This is a genomic window from Sphingobacteriaceae bacterium (assembly GCA_002319075.1).
GTDB lineage: Bacteria > Bacteroidota > Bacteroidia > B-17B0 > Aurantibacillaceae > Aurantibacillus.
The window spans coordinates 1,463,636-1,481,056 of sequence record NVQB01000001.1 but is presented as its reverse complement, the minus strand read 5'-3'; the positions used below and the strand labels follow the sequence as shown (position 1 = coordinate 1,481,056).

General features: G+C 37.8%; 14 protein-coding genes. All 14 read left to right on the top strand.

Features of this window, described 5'->3' with window-relative positions:
• Positions 1–289: 289 nt before the first annotated feature.
• Positions 290–760: a division/cell wall cluster transcriptional repressor MraZ gene (gene mraZ / locus CNR22_06575; protein ID PBQ31441.1), complete on the top strand. Its 471-nt coding sequence runs from the start codon at positions 290–292 to the stop codon at positions 758–760.
• Positions 753–1,664: a 16S rRNA (cytosine(1402)-N(4))-methyltransferase gene (locus CNR22_06570; GenBank protein ID PBQ31440.1), complete on the top strand. Its 912-nt coding sequence runs from the start codon at positions 753–755 to the stop codon at positions 1,662–1,664. Before mraZ ends, CNR22_06570 begins: the two co-directional genes overlap by 8 nt.
• Before the next feature lie 72 nt (positions 1,665–1,736).
• Complete coding sequence (locus CNR22_06565) at positions 1,737–2,228, top strand: hypothetical protein (protein PBQ31439.1); 492 nt, start codon at positions 1,737–1,739, stop codon at positions 2,226–2,228.
• A gap of 9 nt (positions 2,229–2,237) precedes the next feature.
• A complete protein-coding gene (locus CNR22_06560; GenBank protein PBQ31438.1) occupies positions 2,238–4,358 on the top strand; it encodes a cell division protein in 2,121 nt (706 codons plus the stop codon).
• A 32-nt stretch (positions 4,359–4,390) separates the two neighbouring features.
• Positions 4,391–5,854 carry a UDP-N-acetylmuramoyl-L-alanyl-D-glutamate--2,6-diaminopimelate ligase gene (locus CNR22_06555; protein PBQ31437.1) on the top strand — a complete coding sequence of 488 codons (1,464 nt, stop codon included), beginning with the start codon at positions 4,391–4,393 and terminating at the stop codon, positions 5,852–5,854.
• Positions 5,854–7,116: a phospho-N-acetylmuramoyl-pentapeptide-transferase gene (locus tag CNR22_06550; protein ID PBQ31436.1), complete on the top strand. Its 1,263-nt coding sequence runs from the start codon at positions 5,854–5,856 to the stop codon at positions 7,114–7,116. The genes CNR22_06555 and CNR22_06550 overlap by 1 nt, the downstream gene beginning before the upstream one ends.
• Entirely contained in the window at positions 7,113–8,462 is a 1,350-nt protein-coding gene (gene murD / locus CNR22_06545) for a UDP-N-acetylmuramoyl-L-alanine--D-glutamate ligase (GenBank protein PBQ31435.1), read from the top strand. Before CNR22_06550 ends, murD begins: the two co-directional genes overlap by 4 nt.
• Before the next feature lie 23 nt (positions 8,463–8,485).
• Positions 8,486–9,640, top strand: a complete 1,155-nt coding sequence (locus CNR22_06540; protein PBQ31434.1) for a cell division protein FtsW — start codon at positions 8,486–8,488, stop codon at positions 9,638–9,640.
• 47 nt (positions 9,641–9,687) lie between these two features.
• Positions 9,688–10,800: an undecaprenyldiphospho-muramoylpentapeptide beta-N-acetylglucosaminyltransferase gene (murG, locus tag CNR22_06535; GenBank protein PBQ31433.1), complete on the top strand. Its 1,113-nt coding sequence runs from the start codon at positions 9,688–9,690 to the stop codon at positions 10,798–10,800.
• Positions 10,797–12,179, top strand: coding sequence for a UDP-N-acetylmuramate--L-alanine ligase (locus CNR22_06530; GenBank protein PBQ31432.1), 1,383 nt, complete (start codon positions 10,797–10,799; stop codon positions 12,177–12,179). Before murG ends, CNR22_06530 begins: the two co-directional genes overlap by 4 nt.
• A gap of 1 nt (position 12,180) precedes the next feature.
• Positions 12,181–12,993, top strand: a complete 813-nt coding sequence (locus CNR22_06525) for a hypothetical protein (protein ID PBQ31431.1) — start codon at positions 12,181–12,183, stop codon at positions 12,991–12,993.
• 4 nt (positions 12,994–12,997) lie between these two features.
• A complete protein-coding gene (gene ftsA, locus CNR22_06520) occupies positions 12,998–14,356 on the top strand; it encodes a cell division protein FtsA (GenBank protein PBQ31430.1) in 1,359 nt (452 codons plus the stop codon).
• Positions 14,357–14,469: 113 nt separating this feature from the next.
• Positions 14,470–16,047: a cell division protein FtsZ gene (locus CNR22_06515; protein ID PBQ34842.1), complete on the top strand. Its 1,578-nt coding sequence runs from the start codon at positions 14,470–14,472 to the stop codon at positions 16,045–16,047.
• Between the two features lie 104 nt (positions 16,048–16,151).
• Complete coding sequence (locus CNR22_06510) at positions 16,152–17,303, top strand: hypothetical protein (protein PBQ31429.1); 1,152 nt, start codon at positions 16,152–16,154, stop codon at positions 17,301–17,303.
• The last annotated feature ends 118 nt before the right edge of the window (positions 17,304–17,421 follow it).

Below are 17,421 nucleotides of genomic sequence, written 5' to 3'. Positions count from 1 at the left end.
TTAACAAATCCATCAAATTATCCGGAATTTTCTTAATTGTTCATTCAGCTGTTAATAACGTCAGCCCAAAACTTCGATTTTAACCATTTTCCCGGTACTGTTAAAACGGTCTCCGCTCAATCCAGGCGGGCATTTTGTCATGCCCTGTTTATTGGTTTTTCATAAGTGCCCTACTTTATGAACATTGTTCATTTGGCCGGTTTTTTCAACATAGTGGTAAAAAATGGCTTAAAGTGGTAAAAAGTGGTAAAAATATGTTTATTTTTGCTAAAAGCTTATAAATCAATACATGACAGGTTTAATTGGAGAATATGATTGTAAAGTCGACGCAAAAGGTCGCTTCATGTTCCCTGTAGACCTACGGAAACAACTGGAGGAGATCTTTGAAAAAGGCTTTGTTATTAACAGAAATCTTCATCAAAAGTGCCTGGTTTTATACCCATTAAGTGAATGGGAAAAACTGAATAAAAAGTTGAGTAAGCTTAACCGCTTGATAAAAGCGAACGATGTGTTCGTTAGAAAATTTACGGGTGGGGCAACCAATGTGGAAGCAGATAATTCGGGGCGTTTGTTAGTGCCGAAATCTTTAACCGATTACGCCGATATAAAATCCGATCTCAAAGTTTTAGGAAGTAACAATGTGATTGAGATCTGGGATAAAAAATTATATGAAGATTTCCTTAACCAGGATATCAACATTGAAAAATTAGCAGAGGATGTTTTAGGGAATGTAAACTTTAGCGATATGGATGATGAATAATCCTGCGTATCACACTTCCGTTCTTTTACAAGCTTGTATTGATAATCTTAACATTCAACCGAATGGTGTGTATGTGGATTTGACTTTTGGTGGTGGCGGCCATTCAGCGCTCATCTTAAAACATCTTGGTGAGCAAGGGAAATTATTTTCTTTTGATCAGGATGCTGATGCGCAGAAAAATGCGTTGAAAGATCCGCGCTTTACATTGATCCCCCAAAACTTCAGATACCTTAAAAGTTATTTGCGTTTAAATGGAATTACCAGAGTGGATGGCATTTTAGGTGATTTCGGTGTTTCATCTCACCAGTTTGATGAGGCTTCCCGTGGTTTCTCAATTCGTTTCGATGCAGAATTGGACATGCGGATGAATCAGCAGAATGACTTGACGGCAAAAAAAATTGTCAATGAGTATGGCTCCAAAGAACTGATAAAAATGTTCAAAGAGTACGCGGAAATTCACAATGCAGCGAAATTGGTTGGCGAAATAATGGCAGCGAGAAGTGAAAAAGAAATTTCTACGACGAACGATTTAAAAGAAGTTATTAAATCCTGCACACCAAAGTTCGAAGAACATAAATATTTAGCAAAAGTATTCCAGGCTTTAAGAATAGAAGTGAACCAGGAAATGGAGGCATTAAAAGAGTGTCTGACACAATGTGTTGAATTGTTGGAGAGTGGCGGAAGACTGGTAATGCTGTCCTACCATAGTTTGGAAGATCGCATGGTGAAAAATATTATAAAGGCAGGAAATGTAGAAGGAGTAGAAGTGAAAGATATTATTTACGGAACTGGTAAAAAAATATTTAAAAATCTCACTTCAAAACCTATTCTGCCGAGTGAAGAAGAAATTAAAATTAATACAAGAGCAAGAAGTGCAAAGTTGAGAGTGGCGGAGAAAATTTAAAATTAAAAGTTCCAGGTTTCTTGTACCTGGTTAAACAACAAGAAACTAAAAACAAGTAACCGGAAATAAAAGTTGGCAAATAAATTCAGAGATACACCAAAAGTTAAAGCTTCAGAACAGGAAGAGGATAGACTGACGGCTGAAGAGATTGAGTCGAAAGTTGTAAAGCCTCAGAAACCTCAAAAACCAAGAAAAAAAGGAGTACTGGCGAAAGGTCTGTCTTCTGTATTCAGCGGATCTTTTCTTACAAATGAGTCTAGTTTAAAACACCTCCCGTTTATATTGTTTCTAAGTTTTGTTGCCTTGATTTACATCGGTTACAATTATTACGCTGATGATAATATTCGTCTTGAGAATAAATTAACGAAAGAGATCAAAGAGTACCGCTCAGAATATATCTCTACAAAAAGTGAACTCATGTTTGCGAGTAAACAAAGTGAGGTAGCTAAATCGGCTGAAGCATTAGGATTAAAAGAGCCAGTTGTACCACCGGTGAAAATAGAAGTGGATAGCATTGAATTATATAAAGGTAATGAAGCAGAACTTAGTTCCCTTCATCAGTAAAAGTAAATTTTGGAAAATAAAAAGGATATTTTAACCCGCACCTATCTCACATATATTTTTATGTGTGTATTTGCTCTTGGTATTTTGTATCGCATTTGCGTGATACAATTTATGGAGGGCGATGAGTGGCGTGCGAAAGCAGAAGCCTTCACTACAAAAGTGGAGGATATGGAAGCTGTGCGGGGAAATATTTTTGATGCCAATGGAGCTTTACTGGCTACATCTCTTCCATATTATGAAGTTGCAGTAGATATAAACGCTCCGTCTATTACCGAGAAATTTTATAAGGATAACCGTGACTCTCTCACTTTTTTATTAAGCAGCTTGTTTCATGACAAGGGTCCTAATGAGTATAAAAAAATATTAAATAAAGCCCGCAGAGATAAAGCCCGTTATGTTCTTTTAAAACGCAATGTTTCTTATAAAGATCTGCAGACCCTTAAGAAATTTCCGATTTTCAGAAAAGGAAAACGTGGTGGGCTGGTAACACTGCAGACAAACCGCAGAGAACGTCCCTTTCAAATGTTGGCGGGAAGGACTATTGGTATGTCGCGTCCGGGTGTTAAACCGGTTGGACTCGAAGGTGCTTTTGATACGGTATTAATGGGCGTTAGTGGAAAACGTTTGATGCAGAAAATTGCCGGTGATGTTTGGAGACCGATTAACGATGAAAATGAGGTAGAGCCAAAAGACGGAAGCGATCTTTATACAACGATTGATATAAATCTACAGGACGTTGCAACGCATGCACTTTTAAAAACACTTCAAAAGAATGAGGCCTCTCACGGCTGCGCTATTTTGATGGAAGTAAAGACAGGTGAGATCAAGGCTATCGCAAATCTTACCAAGAGTAAAGGTGATTCTGTGAATTATAACGAAAGCTTTAATTACGCGATCGGTTATCCAACAGAACCGGGATCAACATTTAAACTTGCTTCGCTGTTAGCAGTTATTGATGAATATGGCGTGAGTTTAGATGAGCTTGTAAATGTTGGGAACGGGGAATGCACTTTTTATGATAAAACAATTCGCGATTCACATGCTCCGGAATCGCCCATCCTCACTGTGCAGCGTGTTTTTGAAACTTCGTCTAACGTTGGCGTTTCTAAATTGATCACTAAATACTATTCAAAAAATCCACAGAAGTTTGCGGATAAACTAAATTCTTTTCACCTGAATAAGCAATTAGGATTGTCCATTCCTGGTGAAGGGGTGCCGCGAATTCCGCAGACCAAAACAAAATATTGGTCGGGTGTTACACTGCCGCAACTAAGTTATGGTTACGAGAGTTTAATTACCCCTTTGCAAACTCTAACGCTATACAACGCTGTTGCAAACGATGGTCGTATGGTTAAGCCTCGTTTTGTAAAGGAAGTCAGACGCAATGGAATTGTGGTGAAAAAATTTGAGACCGAAGTCTTAATTGAACAGTTTGTAAAAAAAGAAACGATTCGCAAGGCTAAAAAACTATTGGAAGGTGTAGTAGCGAATGGTTCAGGCAAAGCTTTAAATATTACTGCTTTTAAAGTTGGTGGTAAAACCGGAACGGCACAAATTGCTATAAATGGAACATATGGCAGAGTGGGGGAGCGCAGCTACCAGGCTTCGTTCGTAGGGTACTTTCCAGCGGAAAATCCACTATACACTTGTATCGTTGTTATTAATTCTCCAAGCAATGGTGTTTACTACGGTGCTGCTGTTGCTGGTCCGGTATTTAAAGAGATAGCTGAAAAAGTTTATTCCAGTAGTTTAAATTGTATTGAGCCGGTAAATAATCATAACACTTTGCTTACTAAAGCTCCAGATGCGATCACAGCAAAGTCGAATGAATTAACGCAGCTGGCACAAGCGCTGCATGTTCCGATTAAAAATTCTGATTCTGAAAAATATGTGCGTCGTAATAAAGCAGATTCAACGCACTTGGCTCTGGGAGAAATAAACCTGGAGTCACAATTAAAAAAAGGAATTATGCCTAACCTTTCTGGATTATCTGCGAAAGACGCTTTATTTCTTTTAGAAAACAATGGCTTTTATGTGCGTCTGCAGGGCTTTGGCAGCGTTAAAAAACAAAGTGTAGAAGCTGGACAAAGATTTAGCAGGGGAAATAAGATAATACTGACACTCGGTTAACAGAAGAGAATAATCAGGATAAAACAAAAAGAATGAAATTACTCAGCGAAATATTATACAAAGTCAGGCTTGAAGAAGTCCTGGGCTCCACGCACATGGCTATTTCGTCGGTTGTATCTGATTCCCGCAAAGTAAAGAAGGGTTGTCTTTTCGTAGCTTCGAGAGGAGCAGCTGTGGACGGCCACCAGTTTATACAAAAAGCAATTGAAGCGGGTGCCATTGGTATTGTTTGTGAGGTGATGCCTAAAGAAAAAAATGACGGTGTTACTTATATTAAAGTTACAGACTCCACTTACTCTTTAGGTATAATAGCCTGTAATTATTATGATAACCCATCAGAGAAATTAAAATTGGTTGGTGTAACGGGTACAAACGGTAAGACAACAACCGCTACACTTCTTTTTAATTTATTCAGATCTTTAGGATATTCTGTTGGATTACTCTCTACCGTTCAAAATAAAATAAATAGTACAGTAATTCCATCAACGCATACAACACCTGATGCACTAAGTCTGAACGAACTTTTAAGCAACATGGTAGAGCAGAGCTGTGAGTTTGTGTTTATCGAAGTAAGTTCTCATGCTGTAGTGCAGAATCGTATTGCTGGACTGGTTTTTGCGGGTGGAGTATTTACAAATATTACACATGACCATTTAGATTATCACAAAACATTTGACGAATACATCAAGGCAAAAAAAGGATTTTTCGATATGTTGCCTGCTTCGGCTTTCGCGCTTGTAAATCGGGATGATAAAAATGGCCTGATCATGCTTCAGAATACGAGAGCAAATAAAAATACTTATGCTTTAAGAACTGTTGCCGATTTTAAATGTAGAATTATTGAAAATCATCTTGCGGGTTTGTTCCTGAATATTGATAATCAGGAAATCTGGGTAAAACTGATCGGAACATTTAACGCTTACAATGTTCTGGCAGTGTATGCTACAGCGATTCTTTTAAAACAAGACAAAACCAATATTCTTACCGCATTAAGTAATCTGAATTCTGTAGAAGGACGTTTTCAATACGTGAAATCTCCCAACGGCATTATAGGGATTGTAGATTACGCTCATACACCGGATGCTTTAAAAAATGTGTTAGAAACCATAAAAGATATTCGTACGGGAAATGAAAGCGTTATAACACTGGTGGGTTGCGGTGGCGACAGAGACTCCGCCAAGCGTCCCGTGATGGCTGCAATAGCATGTGAGTACAGTGATAAAGTTGTGTTAACCTCTGATAATCCGCGCAGTGAAGATCCTGAAAAAATTCTAGATCAGATGCAAAAAGGGATCAATCCCGTTGACGTAAAAAAAACATTACGTATTACAGATAGAAAGGAAGCAATTAGAACAGCTTGTCAGTTTAGCAAAAAGGGAGATATCATTTTGATTGCTGGAAAAGGCCACGAGAAGTACCAGGAGATCAAAGGTGTGAAATATGATTTTGACGATTTAGAAATATTAAAAGAAACCATTAAAAACCTCGGCATATAATGTTGTATTATTTGTTTAATTACCTCGACAGAACCATAGACTTTCCCGGTGCCGGTGTGTTTAATTACATCTCGTTTCGTGCGGCCATGGCATTGATTACTTCGCTGGTAATTTCTTTGTTGTTTGGTAAACGCATTATAGAATTTATACGCCGTAAACAAATCGGCGAAACTATCCGTGAATTGGGATTAGAAGGTCAGACACAAAAAAAAGGTACCCCTACAATGGGAGGTTTAATAATTATTGCAGCGATTATCATTCCCACCTTGTTGTTTGCGAAAATTCATAACGTGTACATTGTTTTAATGTTGATTACAACTGTTTGGCTTGGAGCTATAGGTTTTCTGGATGATTATATCAAAGTATTTAAAAAAGACAAAGAAGGATTAAAAGGAAAATTTAAAATTATTGGCCAGATTGGCATTGGTTTGATTGTTGGCTGCGTGCTCTATTTTCATCCGGATGTAGTGGTTAAAGAAAGAGTTGTTTCTACTTCAAAAGATGTTTTTAATATTTCCACAGATCCTAACAAAAGTGTTAGAACACCTAAATACGCCGATGCTCCCATTAAAACGCTTAAGACAACAATTCCTTTTTCAAAAAACAATGAACTGGATTATGGAAAGTTTATTTCGTGGGCCTGCGATGATTGTTTAAAATACGGCTGGTTGATTTTTATCCCCATGGTAATCCTTATTGTGACGGCAGTTTCAAATGGTGCGAATATTACGGATGGTATTGACGGGCTCGCCGCGGGAACAAGCGCTATCATTGGCACTGTTCTTGGAATTTTAGCATATGTTTCAGGTAATACGGTTTTCGCCGATTATTTAAACATTATGTATATCCCTAACTCTGGTGAGTTGGTGGTTTTTATAGCGGCCTTTGTTGGCGGGTGCATTGGCTTTCTTTGGTATAATTCTTTTCCAGCCCAGGTTTTTATGGGAGATACCGGAAGTCTTGCCATTGGCGGAATTATAGCTGTTTATGCCATCGCTATTCGTAAAGAATTGTTGATTCCGATTTTATGTGGGGTGTTTCTGGTTGAAAACATTTCAGTGATTTTACAAGTTTATTATTTTAAATATCAAAAAAAGAGACGCGGTTTAGAATTTGCACAAGCCAACAGGTTATTTAAAATGGCTCCACTTCATCACCACTATCAAAAGGTTGGTTTCCATGAGTCAAAAATTGTTATGCGGTTTTTTATTGTTGGAATTGCATTAGCTGTATTAACCTTCGTTACGCTGAAATTAAGATAGTGAGTAAGCGATTAGTGATACTGGGTAGCGGCGAAAGTGGTGTGGGTACAGCCATACTGGCCAAACAAAAAGGATTTGATGTTTTTGTGAGTGACAAATCATTGATAAAAGAGAAATATAAAAAACAATTAGTAGAAGAAAATATTTTGTTTGAAGAAGGAATACATACCGAAGCAATGATCTTAAACGCTCATGAGGTGGTTAAGAGTCCGGGTATTCCAGACAAAGTAGATATAGTACAAAAACTGAAGGCAAAATCGATACCGGTAATTTCTGAAATCGAATTTGCGGGACGCTACACCAATGCTACAAAAATTTGTATCACGGGTTCAAATGGCAAGACAACTACAACACTGTTGACTTATCACATATTAAAAAAAGCGGGATACAATGTTGGCCTGGGAGGCAATGTGGGAAAGAGTTTTGCCATGCAGGTAGCACGCGAAAATTTCGATTACTATGTTTTGGAATTAAGCAGCTTTCAGCTAGATGGCATGTATGATTTTACTGCAGACATAGCTGTTCTTTTAAATATTACCCCAGATCATTTAGACCGTTACGAATACAAATTTGAAAATTACGTTGCCTCCAAATTCAGAATAACACAAAACCAAAGCAAACAAAATTATTTTGTGTATAACCACGATGATGCGGTCATAACCAACTACATCACTGAACACAAGATAAACGCAACTCTAGTGCCTTTCAGCATCAAAGAACCAATTGATGGTGACGGCGCTTTTTTAACCACAAACCAAATAACCCTTAATTATAAACCAAACCAAAACCCCTTAATTATGACAATTGAAGAATTAGCATTGCAAGGTAAACACAACGTTTACAACAGCATGGCAGCAGGAATGACTGCCAGAATCGTGGATGTCCGCAAGGAAATTATCCGCGAAAGTTTACAGGATTTTCAAAATATCGAACACCGTTTGGAATTTGTTGCCTCTATAAACGGTATCGAATTTATTAATGATTCGAAAGCGACTAACGTTAACTCTACCTGGTACGCTCTCGAAAGTATGGAGAAGCCGGTGGTATGGATCTGCGGTGGCCAGGATAAAGGCAATGACTACAACGAATTGATGGACCTTGTAAAGGCTCGTGTAAAAGCAATTATTTGTCTTGGAAAAGACAATAGCAAAATTATTAATGCTTTTAAAGGAGTTATCGAAACTATTGTAGAGACTGATAATGCAGCTGATGCAGTAGCGGCTTCCTACAAAATTGGTAAAAAAGGGGATGTCGTTTTATTATCTCCGGCCTGCGCTAGTTTTGATTTGTTTCAAAATTACGAAGATAGAGGTATGCAATTTAAAGGAGCAGTAAGAGCGCTTTAATTTTATTAACGAAACTGAAAACGATGAAGCTATTTAACTACTTAAAGGGAGACAAGGTCATATGGGCTATCATGTTCATATTGTCGTTGCTTTCTATTTTGGTAGTTTACAGCGCCGTTGTAACCCTTGCCCATAAATTTAAACAAGGGAATTCCGAATATTATTTGGTGAAGCATTTTGTCATAATTGCATTAGGGTTTGGTATTGCTTATGTGTTTCATAAAATAAAATATACGGTATTCAGCAAGGTGGCGCAAATCGGTTTTATTTTTTCTATTCCACTATTAATCTATACTTTATTGAGAGGTGTAAGTGAGGGCGAGGCATCCAGATGGATTCCAATCCCGGGTATTGGGTTAACTTTTCAATCTTCAGATGTTGCTAAATTAATGCTGTTGATTTATGTAGCGAGAATTCTCACTGTAAAAGCAAAAGAACTAGTTGATTTCAAGTCCGTTGCAAGGCATTTGCTTTTGCCAATTGGAATTGTGTGTGTATTGATCTTGCCGGCAAACTTTTCCACAGCGGCAATATTGTTTTCTAATTGTCTGGTGTTGATGTTTGTTGGGGGAATAAATATTCGAATCATTCTAAAAATTATAGGGATTTGTGTTGTAGCCGGAGGCTTATTTTTTGCTTGGATTTGGTTTGCGCCAGAAACATTTCCGAGTAAACGTGCCACGACATGGAAAGCCCGGATAGAAAATTTCTCAAAGGGGGATACAGAAAGTAACTACCAAAGTGAACAAGCAAAAATTGCTATCGCAACTGGTGGCATTATTGGTAAGGGGCCGGGAAACAGCACTCAACGAGCATTTTTGCCACAAGCATCTTCCGATTTTATTTATGCTATAATTATTGAAGAATACGGTTTATTTATTGGTTTTGGTTTATTGTTTTTATACATGATACTCTTATATAGAGGTATAAAGATTATGCGGGACAATGATAAGCCCTTCGCAGGATTAGTTGCTATAGGATTATCTTTTAGCCTTGTTTTTCAAGCCTTAGTAAATATGGCTGTGGCAGTAAATTTATTCCCGGTTACAGGTCAACCCTTGCCTTTAATAAGTATGGGTGGAACGTCTATCTGGTTTACCATGATCGCTCTGGGCATAATTCTTAGCGTTAGCAGAGGATCCGAAGATAAAGGTGAAGAAAAATTGGAAGCCGCATAATAGTCTTTAACCACTCTTGCAAAACTGAAGAGTTCATTATTTAAATTTTGAAAAAACTAAAAGTTATATTAAGCGGCGGTGGAACAGGTGGACATATCTTTCCGGCAGTGGCAATTGCGAACGAGTTGAAACGACTTGTTCCTGATATAGAAATTTTATTTGTGGGAGCCCTGGGTAAAATGGAAATGGAAAAAGTTCCGAATGCTGGCTACACTATAATTGGAGTTAAGATTGCAGGGCTTCAACGTAAGCTAACTTTATCTAATTTAAAACTTCCCTTTTTAGTTATTCAAAGTTTAATCAAGACCAGGAAGATTATTAAAGATTTTCAACCGGATGTTGTAATAGGCACGGGTGGTTACGCCAGTGGTCCACTCCTTAGAGCAGCAACCTCCAAAGGAATTCCTGCTTTGTTACAAGAACAAAATTCTTATGCGGGAATAACCAACAAATTACTTTCAAAAAAAGCGAGTAAGATTTGTGTGGCTTATGAAGGCATGGAAAAGTTCTTTCCCAAAGAAAAAATTATTCTTACGGGAAATCCCGTTCGCCAGGATTTGAAAGAAGTTCGTACAAAGAAAGAAGAGGCAATCTCATTCTTTAAACTGGATCCTTCTAAAAAAACAATTTTGGTTATTGGTGGAAGTCTCGGAGCGAAAACCATTAATGAATCTATGGGTGCTGGCCTTGAAAGACTTGCTGAGAAAACTATCCAGTTAATCTGGCAAACCGGGAAAGGATATTACGAGACGGCAAAAACTCAGACAGAAAAATTTAATCATAAACACATATATGCGCTCGATTTTATTTCGCGTATGGATCTTGCCTATGCTGCTGCGGATATAGTTATTTCGAGGGCTGGAGCAAGTTCTGTTTCTGAACTTTGTAACATTGGAATGCCCTGCATCTTGGTGCCATCACCAAATGTGGCGGAAGACCATCAAACAAAGAATGCAATGGCTTTAGTTAATAAAGACGCGGCTGTGTTAGTGAAAGATTCTGAAGCGCGCCAGACGTTGATAACTGCTGCCATCAACCTTATTGGCGATGAAACAAAACAAGTGACTTTAACTAACAACATTAGTAAAATGGCCTACCACGATTCGGCAAATGTTATAGCAAACGAGGTTTTAAAATTAGCGGACTACAGATTAACATGAACATACTGAACTATAAACTTTATTATTTTCTTGGGGTCGGCGGCATTGGTATGAGCGCCTTAGCGCGTTTTTTTAATCATTACAAAAAAGCCGTCGCAGGATATGATAAAACAGCTTCAGAGCTTTGTAAACTTTTAGAAGAGGAGGGGATAGTTTGCCATTATAACGAAAATGTAGACGCTCTAAAAGAACTTCTCGCAAAGTATAAGAAAGACGATGTTCTTATCGTTTACACACCGGCCGTTCCAAAAGAGCATGCCGAATATCGCTATCTTTCAGAAAATAATTTTACTATTTTAAAAAGATCACAGGTACTTGGAGAGATTACAAAACAATTTAAAACTATCGCTATTGCCGGAACGCATGGAAAGACAACTACCACCACTTTAGTAACGCATCTCTTAAAAACAGCAGGTATTAATTGTTTTTCTTTTATGGGAGGTATCTCAAAAAACTATAATACAAATTTGCTGCTTGGTGATGTAAATGATGAAAATGCTTATGTCGTTGTAGAAGCAGACGAGTACGACCGTTCATTTTTAACCCTGCATCCCCAGATTGCTGTAATTACAAGTGCAGATGCAGATCACCTGGATATTTACGGAGATGCAAATCATGTAAGAGAAGGCTATACTTTATTTTCAAAACAAGTGAAAAAGGATGGGATCTTAATTGTTAAGAAAAATGTTGATAACGATTTGACCCTCACTGATAAAAGGATAATCTACTCGCTAAATTTAGATACCGAATATTGTGCACAATCAATAAGAATTGAGAATGCACAGTTTTTTTATGACATAAAAAGTCCGGTAGAGTCTATAAGCAACGTTACGCTTGGGCTACCGGGCTTGCACAATGTTGAGAATTCTATAGCTGCTGTTGCCATTGCACAGCAATTAGGAATAAAAGGCGATGTTATAAAAGAGGGGCTACGTTCTTTTAGTGGAGTGAAACGCCGTTTCGATTATAGGGTGCGTAGTGAAAATGTAGTTTACATTGACGATTATGCGCATCATCCTGAAGAATTAAAGGCTACAATAGGATCGGTAAAAAAACTATATCCTGAGAAAAAAGTGACCGGTATTTTTCAGCCACACTTGTTTAGCCGGACGAGGGATTTTGCAGACGGTTTTGCTGAGAGTCTGGACATGCTGGATGAGTGTATTTTACTGGAGATTTATCCTGCCCGCGAAAAACCCATTGAAGGAATTACTTCACAGTGGTTATTGGATAAGATGAAGCTAAAAAATAAAAAGCTCTTATCAAAAGCAGGTGTGCTGGAAGAGATAACGAAAAATCAAAAGGAAGTGATTGTAACGATGGGGGCGGGAGATATTGATTCCTTGATTGGTCCGATTGAAGAAGTATTGAAAAAGTAAATTGAAAAAAATAAATTATAGAAAAGTTTTTGTTGCCGTTCTTTGGATTACTGCTATTGCAGGTCTGACAAGCTCTCTTGCCTTTATTTCTAAAAGTGAGAGAAATATTATTGCAAGCAGCCTGAACATCAACATTCAAAACAATGATGAAAATCTTTTTCTGAGTGAAGACGATGTTAAGACTTTTTTTAAAGAGCGAAATGATTCTTTGCTTTCCAGCAGGTATGAGGATATCGACATTCCTGCTTTGGAAAAAGCTTTGAATTCCCATCCGGCGATTGAAAATGCGGAAGTTTCTGCCGATATGAATGGAGAAATAAAAGTAGAAATTTTGCAACGAACTCCAGTATTGCGCATTATAAATAAAACCGGAGAAAGTTATTATATCGACTCGCAAAATAAGCTCATGCCATTAAACCAGAATTATTCAGCCCGTGTAATTGTTGCCAGTGGCGAGATTATTGAGCCTTATGCAAGACGTTACGAGTTTTCGGTGGATCAGATAAAAAAAAATAAACTGTTTAAGGAAGTAAGTTTGCTCGACGATATTTTGGACGTTTCAAATTATATAACCGCCGATTCTGTTCTTACTCAACTCATTCACCAGATATACGTGAATGGGGAAAAGGAATTGGAATTGTTTCCTGCAATTGGTAATCATAAAATTATTTTTGGCGATGCAAACAACATTGCTGAAAAATTTAATAAACTGAAACTGTTTTATACAGAAGGATTAAGTAAATCAGATAGCTGGACAAAATATTCTACTATCAATTTAAAATATAAAAACCTGGTGGTATGCACCAAAAAATAATAATATGGAAAAGAAAACGACCCCAAACCCGAACCTCGCCTCTGAGCTGGTTGTTGGACTAGATCTTGGAACCACAAAAATCGCTGCAATTGTTGGTCGCAGAAATGAGTTTGGAAAGGTGGAGATACTTGGTATTGGCAAAGCTGAATCCCTTGGGGTTAACCGTGGTGTGGTTGTAAATATTGAACAAACGGTAGCATCTATTAAAACTGCAGTAGCCATTGCTGCTGATAAAGCGAACGTAGATATTGGGGAAGTGATTGTGGGAATCGCAGGTCAGCATATTAAAAGTATGCAGCACCGTGGTATGATCACGCGTCAGAGTTTAGATGATGAGGTTAATCAGAGAGATATTGATAACCTTATTGATAACATGCATCGCCTGGTAATGAGTCCGGGTGAGGAAATTATTCACGTAATTCCACAAGAGTATATTATCGACAGTGAATCAGGAATTAAAAATCCCATCGGTCATGCTGGCATACGTTTGGAAGGTAATTTTCACATTATCACCGGACAAGTTAGCGCAGTAAAAAATATTTTTAAATGTGTAGATCGTGCAGGATTACAAACTGTTGATTTGCACCTTGAGCCATTGGCCAGTGCAGATGCGGTATTGAGCGATGAAGAAAAAGAGGCAGGTGTTGTTTTGGTGGATATAGGTGGAGGAACAACAGACGTGGCTATTTTTTACGACGGCATTATTCGTCATACTGCAGTAATTCCTTTTGGTGGAAATATTATTACGGATGATATTAAAGAAGGTTGTGGAATTATTAGAACACAAGCTGAACAATTAAAAATAAAATTCGGATCAGCATTATCTCAGGAAAACCAGGAAAATGAAATTATTTCTATTCCGGGTTTACGTGGGCGTCCGCATAAAGAAATTTCTGTAAAATTTTTAGCGCAGATCATCCAGGCACGTATGGAAGAAATTCTGGAGTTTGTTTTGTTTGAAATTAAAAGCAGTGGATATGAGCGTAAACTTGCCGCAGGCATTGTTGTTACAGGTGGGGGCGCTATGTTAAAACATTTACCCCAACTGGTGATGTTAACCACAGGGATGGATTGCCGCATTGGAACACCGAATGAACATCTTGCCGGCAACGATGACGAAATGAAAAACCCTTTGTATGCAACAGGCGTTGGTTTGGTGATGAAAGGAATTGAGAAATACGAACGCGATTCAAAACGCGGTGTAAATCTTATGAAACTGGAGGTAGAAGTGGAAGTTGAAAATGCCACGGAAAAGAAAAAGGAAAGTAAAAAAGTTGTTGGCCATTCACAAAAAAAAGTTGGAAGCTTTTTTACAAGTCTGATAGAGCGTACAAAAGACTGGATGAGCGACGATATTGAATAGTGAGTCAGAGCTTCCGTTAGCTAGCGGGACACTCCACTATTAACCGAATAAAGAATATAGAACTCGAAATAAATAACACGAAATAAGTAATAATAATTAATACGAAGATCATGATGCAATTTGAATTACCACAGGAAGAAAAATCAATCATTAAGGTGATTGGTGTAGGCGGCGGCGGGAGCAATGCCGTTAACCACATGTTTCGCTTAGGAATTAAAGGTGTGGATTTCATCATCTGTAATACGGATAAACAGGCTTTGGAAAAAAGTCCGGTAAAAAATAAAATTCAATTAGGCATCAAATCTACCAAAGGTTTGGGTGCAGGTTCAATACCAGATGTAGGTCGCGATGCGGCTTTAGAGTCAATCGACGAAATCAAAAGTTTTCTCGACGACGACACGCAGATGGTATTTATTACTGCCGGTTTGGGTGGTGGTACCGGAACTGGCGCTGCGCCGGTGATTGCCAGTATAGCTCGTGAAATGGGCATACTAACGGTTGGTATTATTACGATTCCATTTACCTTTGAAGGTAAAAAACGCCGCGCACAGGCTGAAGCAGGTCTGGAAGAAATGAAGAAGTACGTAGATACTTTATTGGTTATCGGAAACGATAAATTACGCGAGATCTATGGTAACCTTAAAATGAGCGAAGCATTTGAGCACGCAGATGATGTATTGACAGGCGCAGCAAAAAGTATTGCAGAGATCATCAGTCTTCACATGCATATCAACGTTGACTTTAATGACGTGAAAACTGTTATGAAGGACAGTGGAGTTGCAATAATGGGTTCTGCTGTTGCAAGCGGTGAAAAGCGCGCTATCAAAGCTGTTGAGCAAGCTTTAAATTCTCCTTTATTAAATGATAACGATATCAGCGGCGCCCGTCACGTATTGTTAAATATCATGAGCGGAAGTGATGATATTGATATGGATGAATTTGGTGACATTACCGATTTTATCCAGGAAGCGGCCGGCGGAACTGCAGAGTTAATTACAGGTTACGGAACCGATGCGTCTTTAGGAGATAATGTAAGTGTTACTATCATCGCAACTGGATTCAAATCAAAAAACAGCGGCTTTGAAGCTCCTACGTTTAAAGAACGTAAAATTGTGAAATTGGATGAGAAAGAAGTTCCTGTTCAGGAACCTAAACAAACCAACATCATTGATGAGATTCAAAAAAGCGAGCCTTTTGTTTTTACTAAAATAGAAAAGGAGCCGGAAGCTGTTATTTCTCCGATGCACCAGGTAGACCAACCAGCCACTATAAAGCCAGCCACTACTACTACTCCTTCGCAGGAAACAAATGTGACTGAATCTAACGAAACGACTCTTCCGATAGTTGAATTTACTTTTAACACCATCAAAGACGAAGAGGTTAAACCTACGTTTAATGAAGTAAAACATGATATTTCACCTGCAAATCTGGAAGGTACTAACAGGGAGGAACAAATAAAATTAGCGCAGGAACGTATTCGTAAGCTGAAGGACATTACTTTGAAAATGAAAAGTCCGGAGGGACTTGCTGCTTTGGAAAAACAAACAGCTTTCGAACGTAAAAATATTGTTCTCGAAAATAAAACGCCGAGTACTGAGTCAAGCGTTTCACGCTACACTTTAAGTGAAGGGGACGATAAAAAAATTGAGATCCGACCAAACAATTCTTTTCTACATGATAATGTAGATTAATATTAAAAGGAAACCAAAACGGTTTCCTTTTTTATTTATAAAAATCGCTGCCACTAAGCGTATTCAAAGAAATATCCTTAAGTTTATAAGATTATAATTTAATTGTGAAACGTTTAGTTCTTAGTTTTTTCCTGGCTCTGTTTTTATTTCCGGCGTACTCGCAGCTGGATAATTCTTCTTTGTTTTTTAATTCAAAGATTGATACCAGTCATGAAAATCAACTTTATGTAAAGATTCAAAATCTTTGTTTCTTAAAGAATAATGAATACACCAACGTGATGTTTGATGGCTTTACTCTTTTTGGGTATCAATTCAACCCACAACTCGGCTACCAGATTACAAAAAATTTAAGTATTGAAGGCGGGGTTTTTTTAAATAAGGATTTCGGAAATAATAAATTTACCCAGGTTCTTCCAACATTTTCTCTGCGGTATTATAAGAATGATTTTAAAATGGTTTTCGGTAATTTGGATGGAAGTTTGAATCATCAACTTATTGAGCCGCTTTATAATTTTGAAAGAGTGTTCAGTAATCGTCTTGAAAATGGAGCGCAGTTTACATTAAATAAAAAACATTTTGACTTTGATGTGTGGATTGACTGGCTCAACATGACCTATAAGGGAAGTGGAACTCAGGAGAAAATCATGTCTGGCCTGAATGCAAATATTGTAAAGATTACACGAGGCAACTGGGATTTTCGACTTCCCTTCCAGGCTGTTATTATTCATAAAGGGGGGCAGATCGATACTATTGCATCAGGGTCGCATACAGACTTTAATTACGCGGCAGGAATTGTTTTAAATAGAAGAACACAGAGCAAATGGATAAAGAATTTCTATGTGGATGCACGCTATGTGTTGCGGTCAAATAATTATTATTCAGGATCAATTAGCAGGCATACTTGGGGCGACGGCTTCTTTGGAAACATTGGATTTAAAGGGGCATATCAAACAGATGTACAGTTTTCTTATTGGTATGGTGAAGCTTACGAAAATGAATTAGGTGGCGATTTGTATTCAAGCAAATCAAGAGCCGTAGCTTACAGTTGGTATTATAAAGAAAGGATACGAGAACTATTAATCGCACGCTTCACAAAAAAAGTATCGTTAGCCAGAGGAGTTAATGTGACTTTACGTGTTGAACCTTATTATGATTTCCGCGATTATCAGTTGGAATATTCTTATGGATTTTATATCAGTATAGATGAAAAACTTTGGTTGAAGAATAAGTTTTTCAGAGAAAATATGAACGATTAGGGATGCTTCAAGACTTCTTTAGGCTCATTAGAAATTTATAACGTTTATTTCCACCCGACATATTTTCCAGCGCATGTTCATTAGGATAAAATCAGTCTTTTTTTGTATTTTTGCTTGA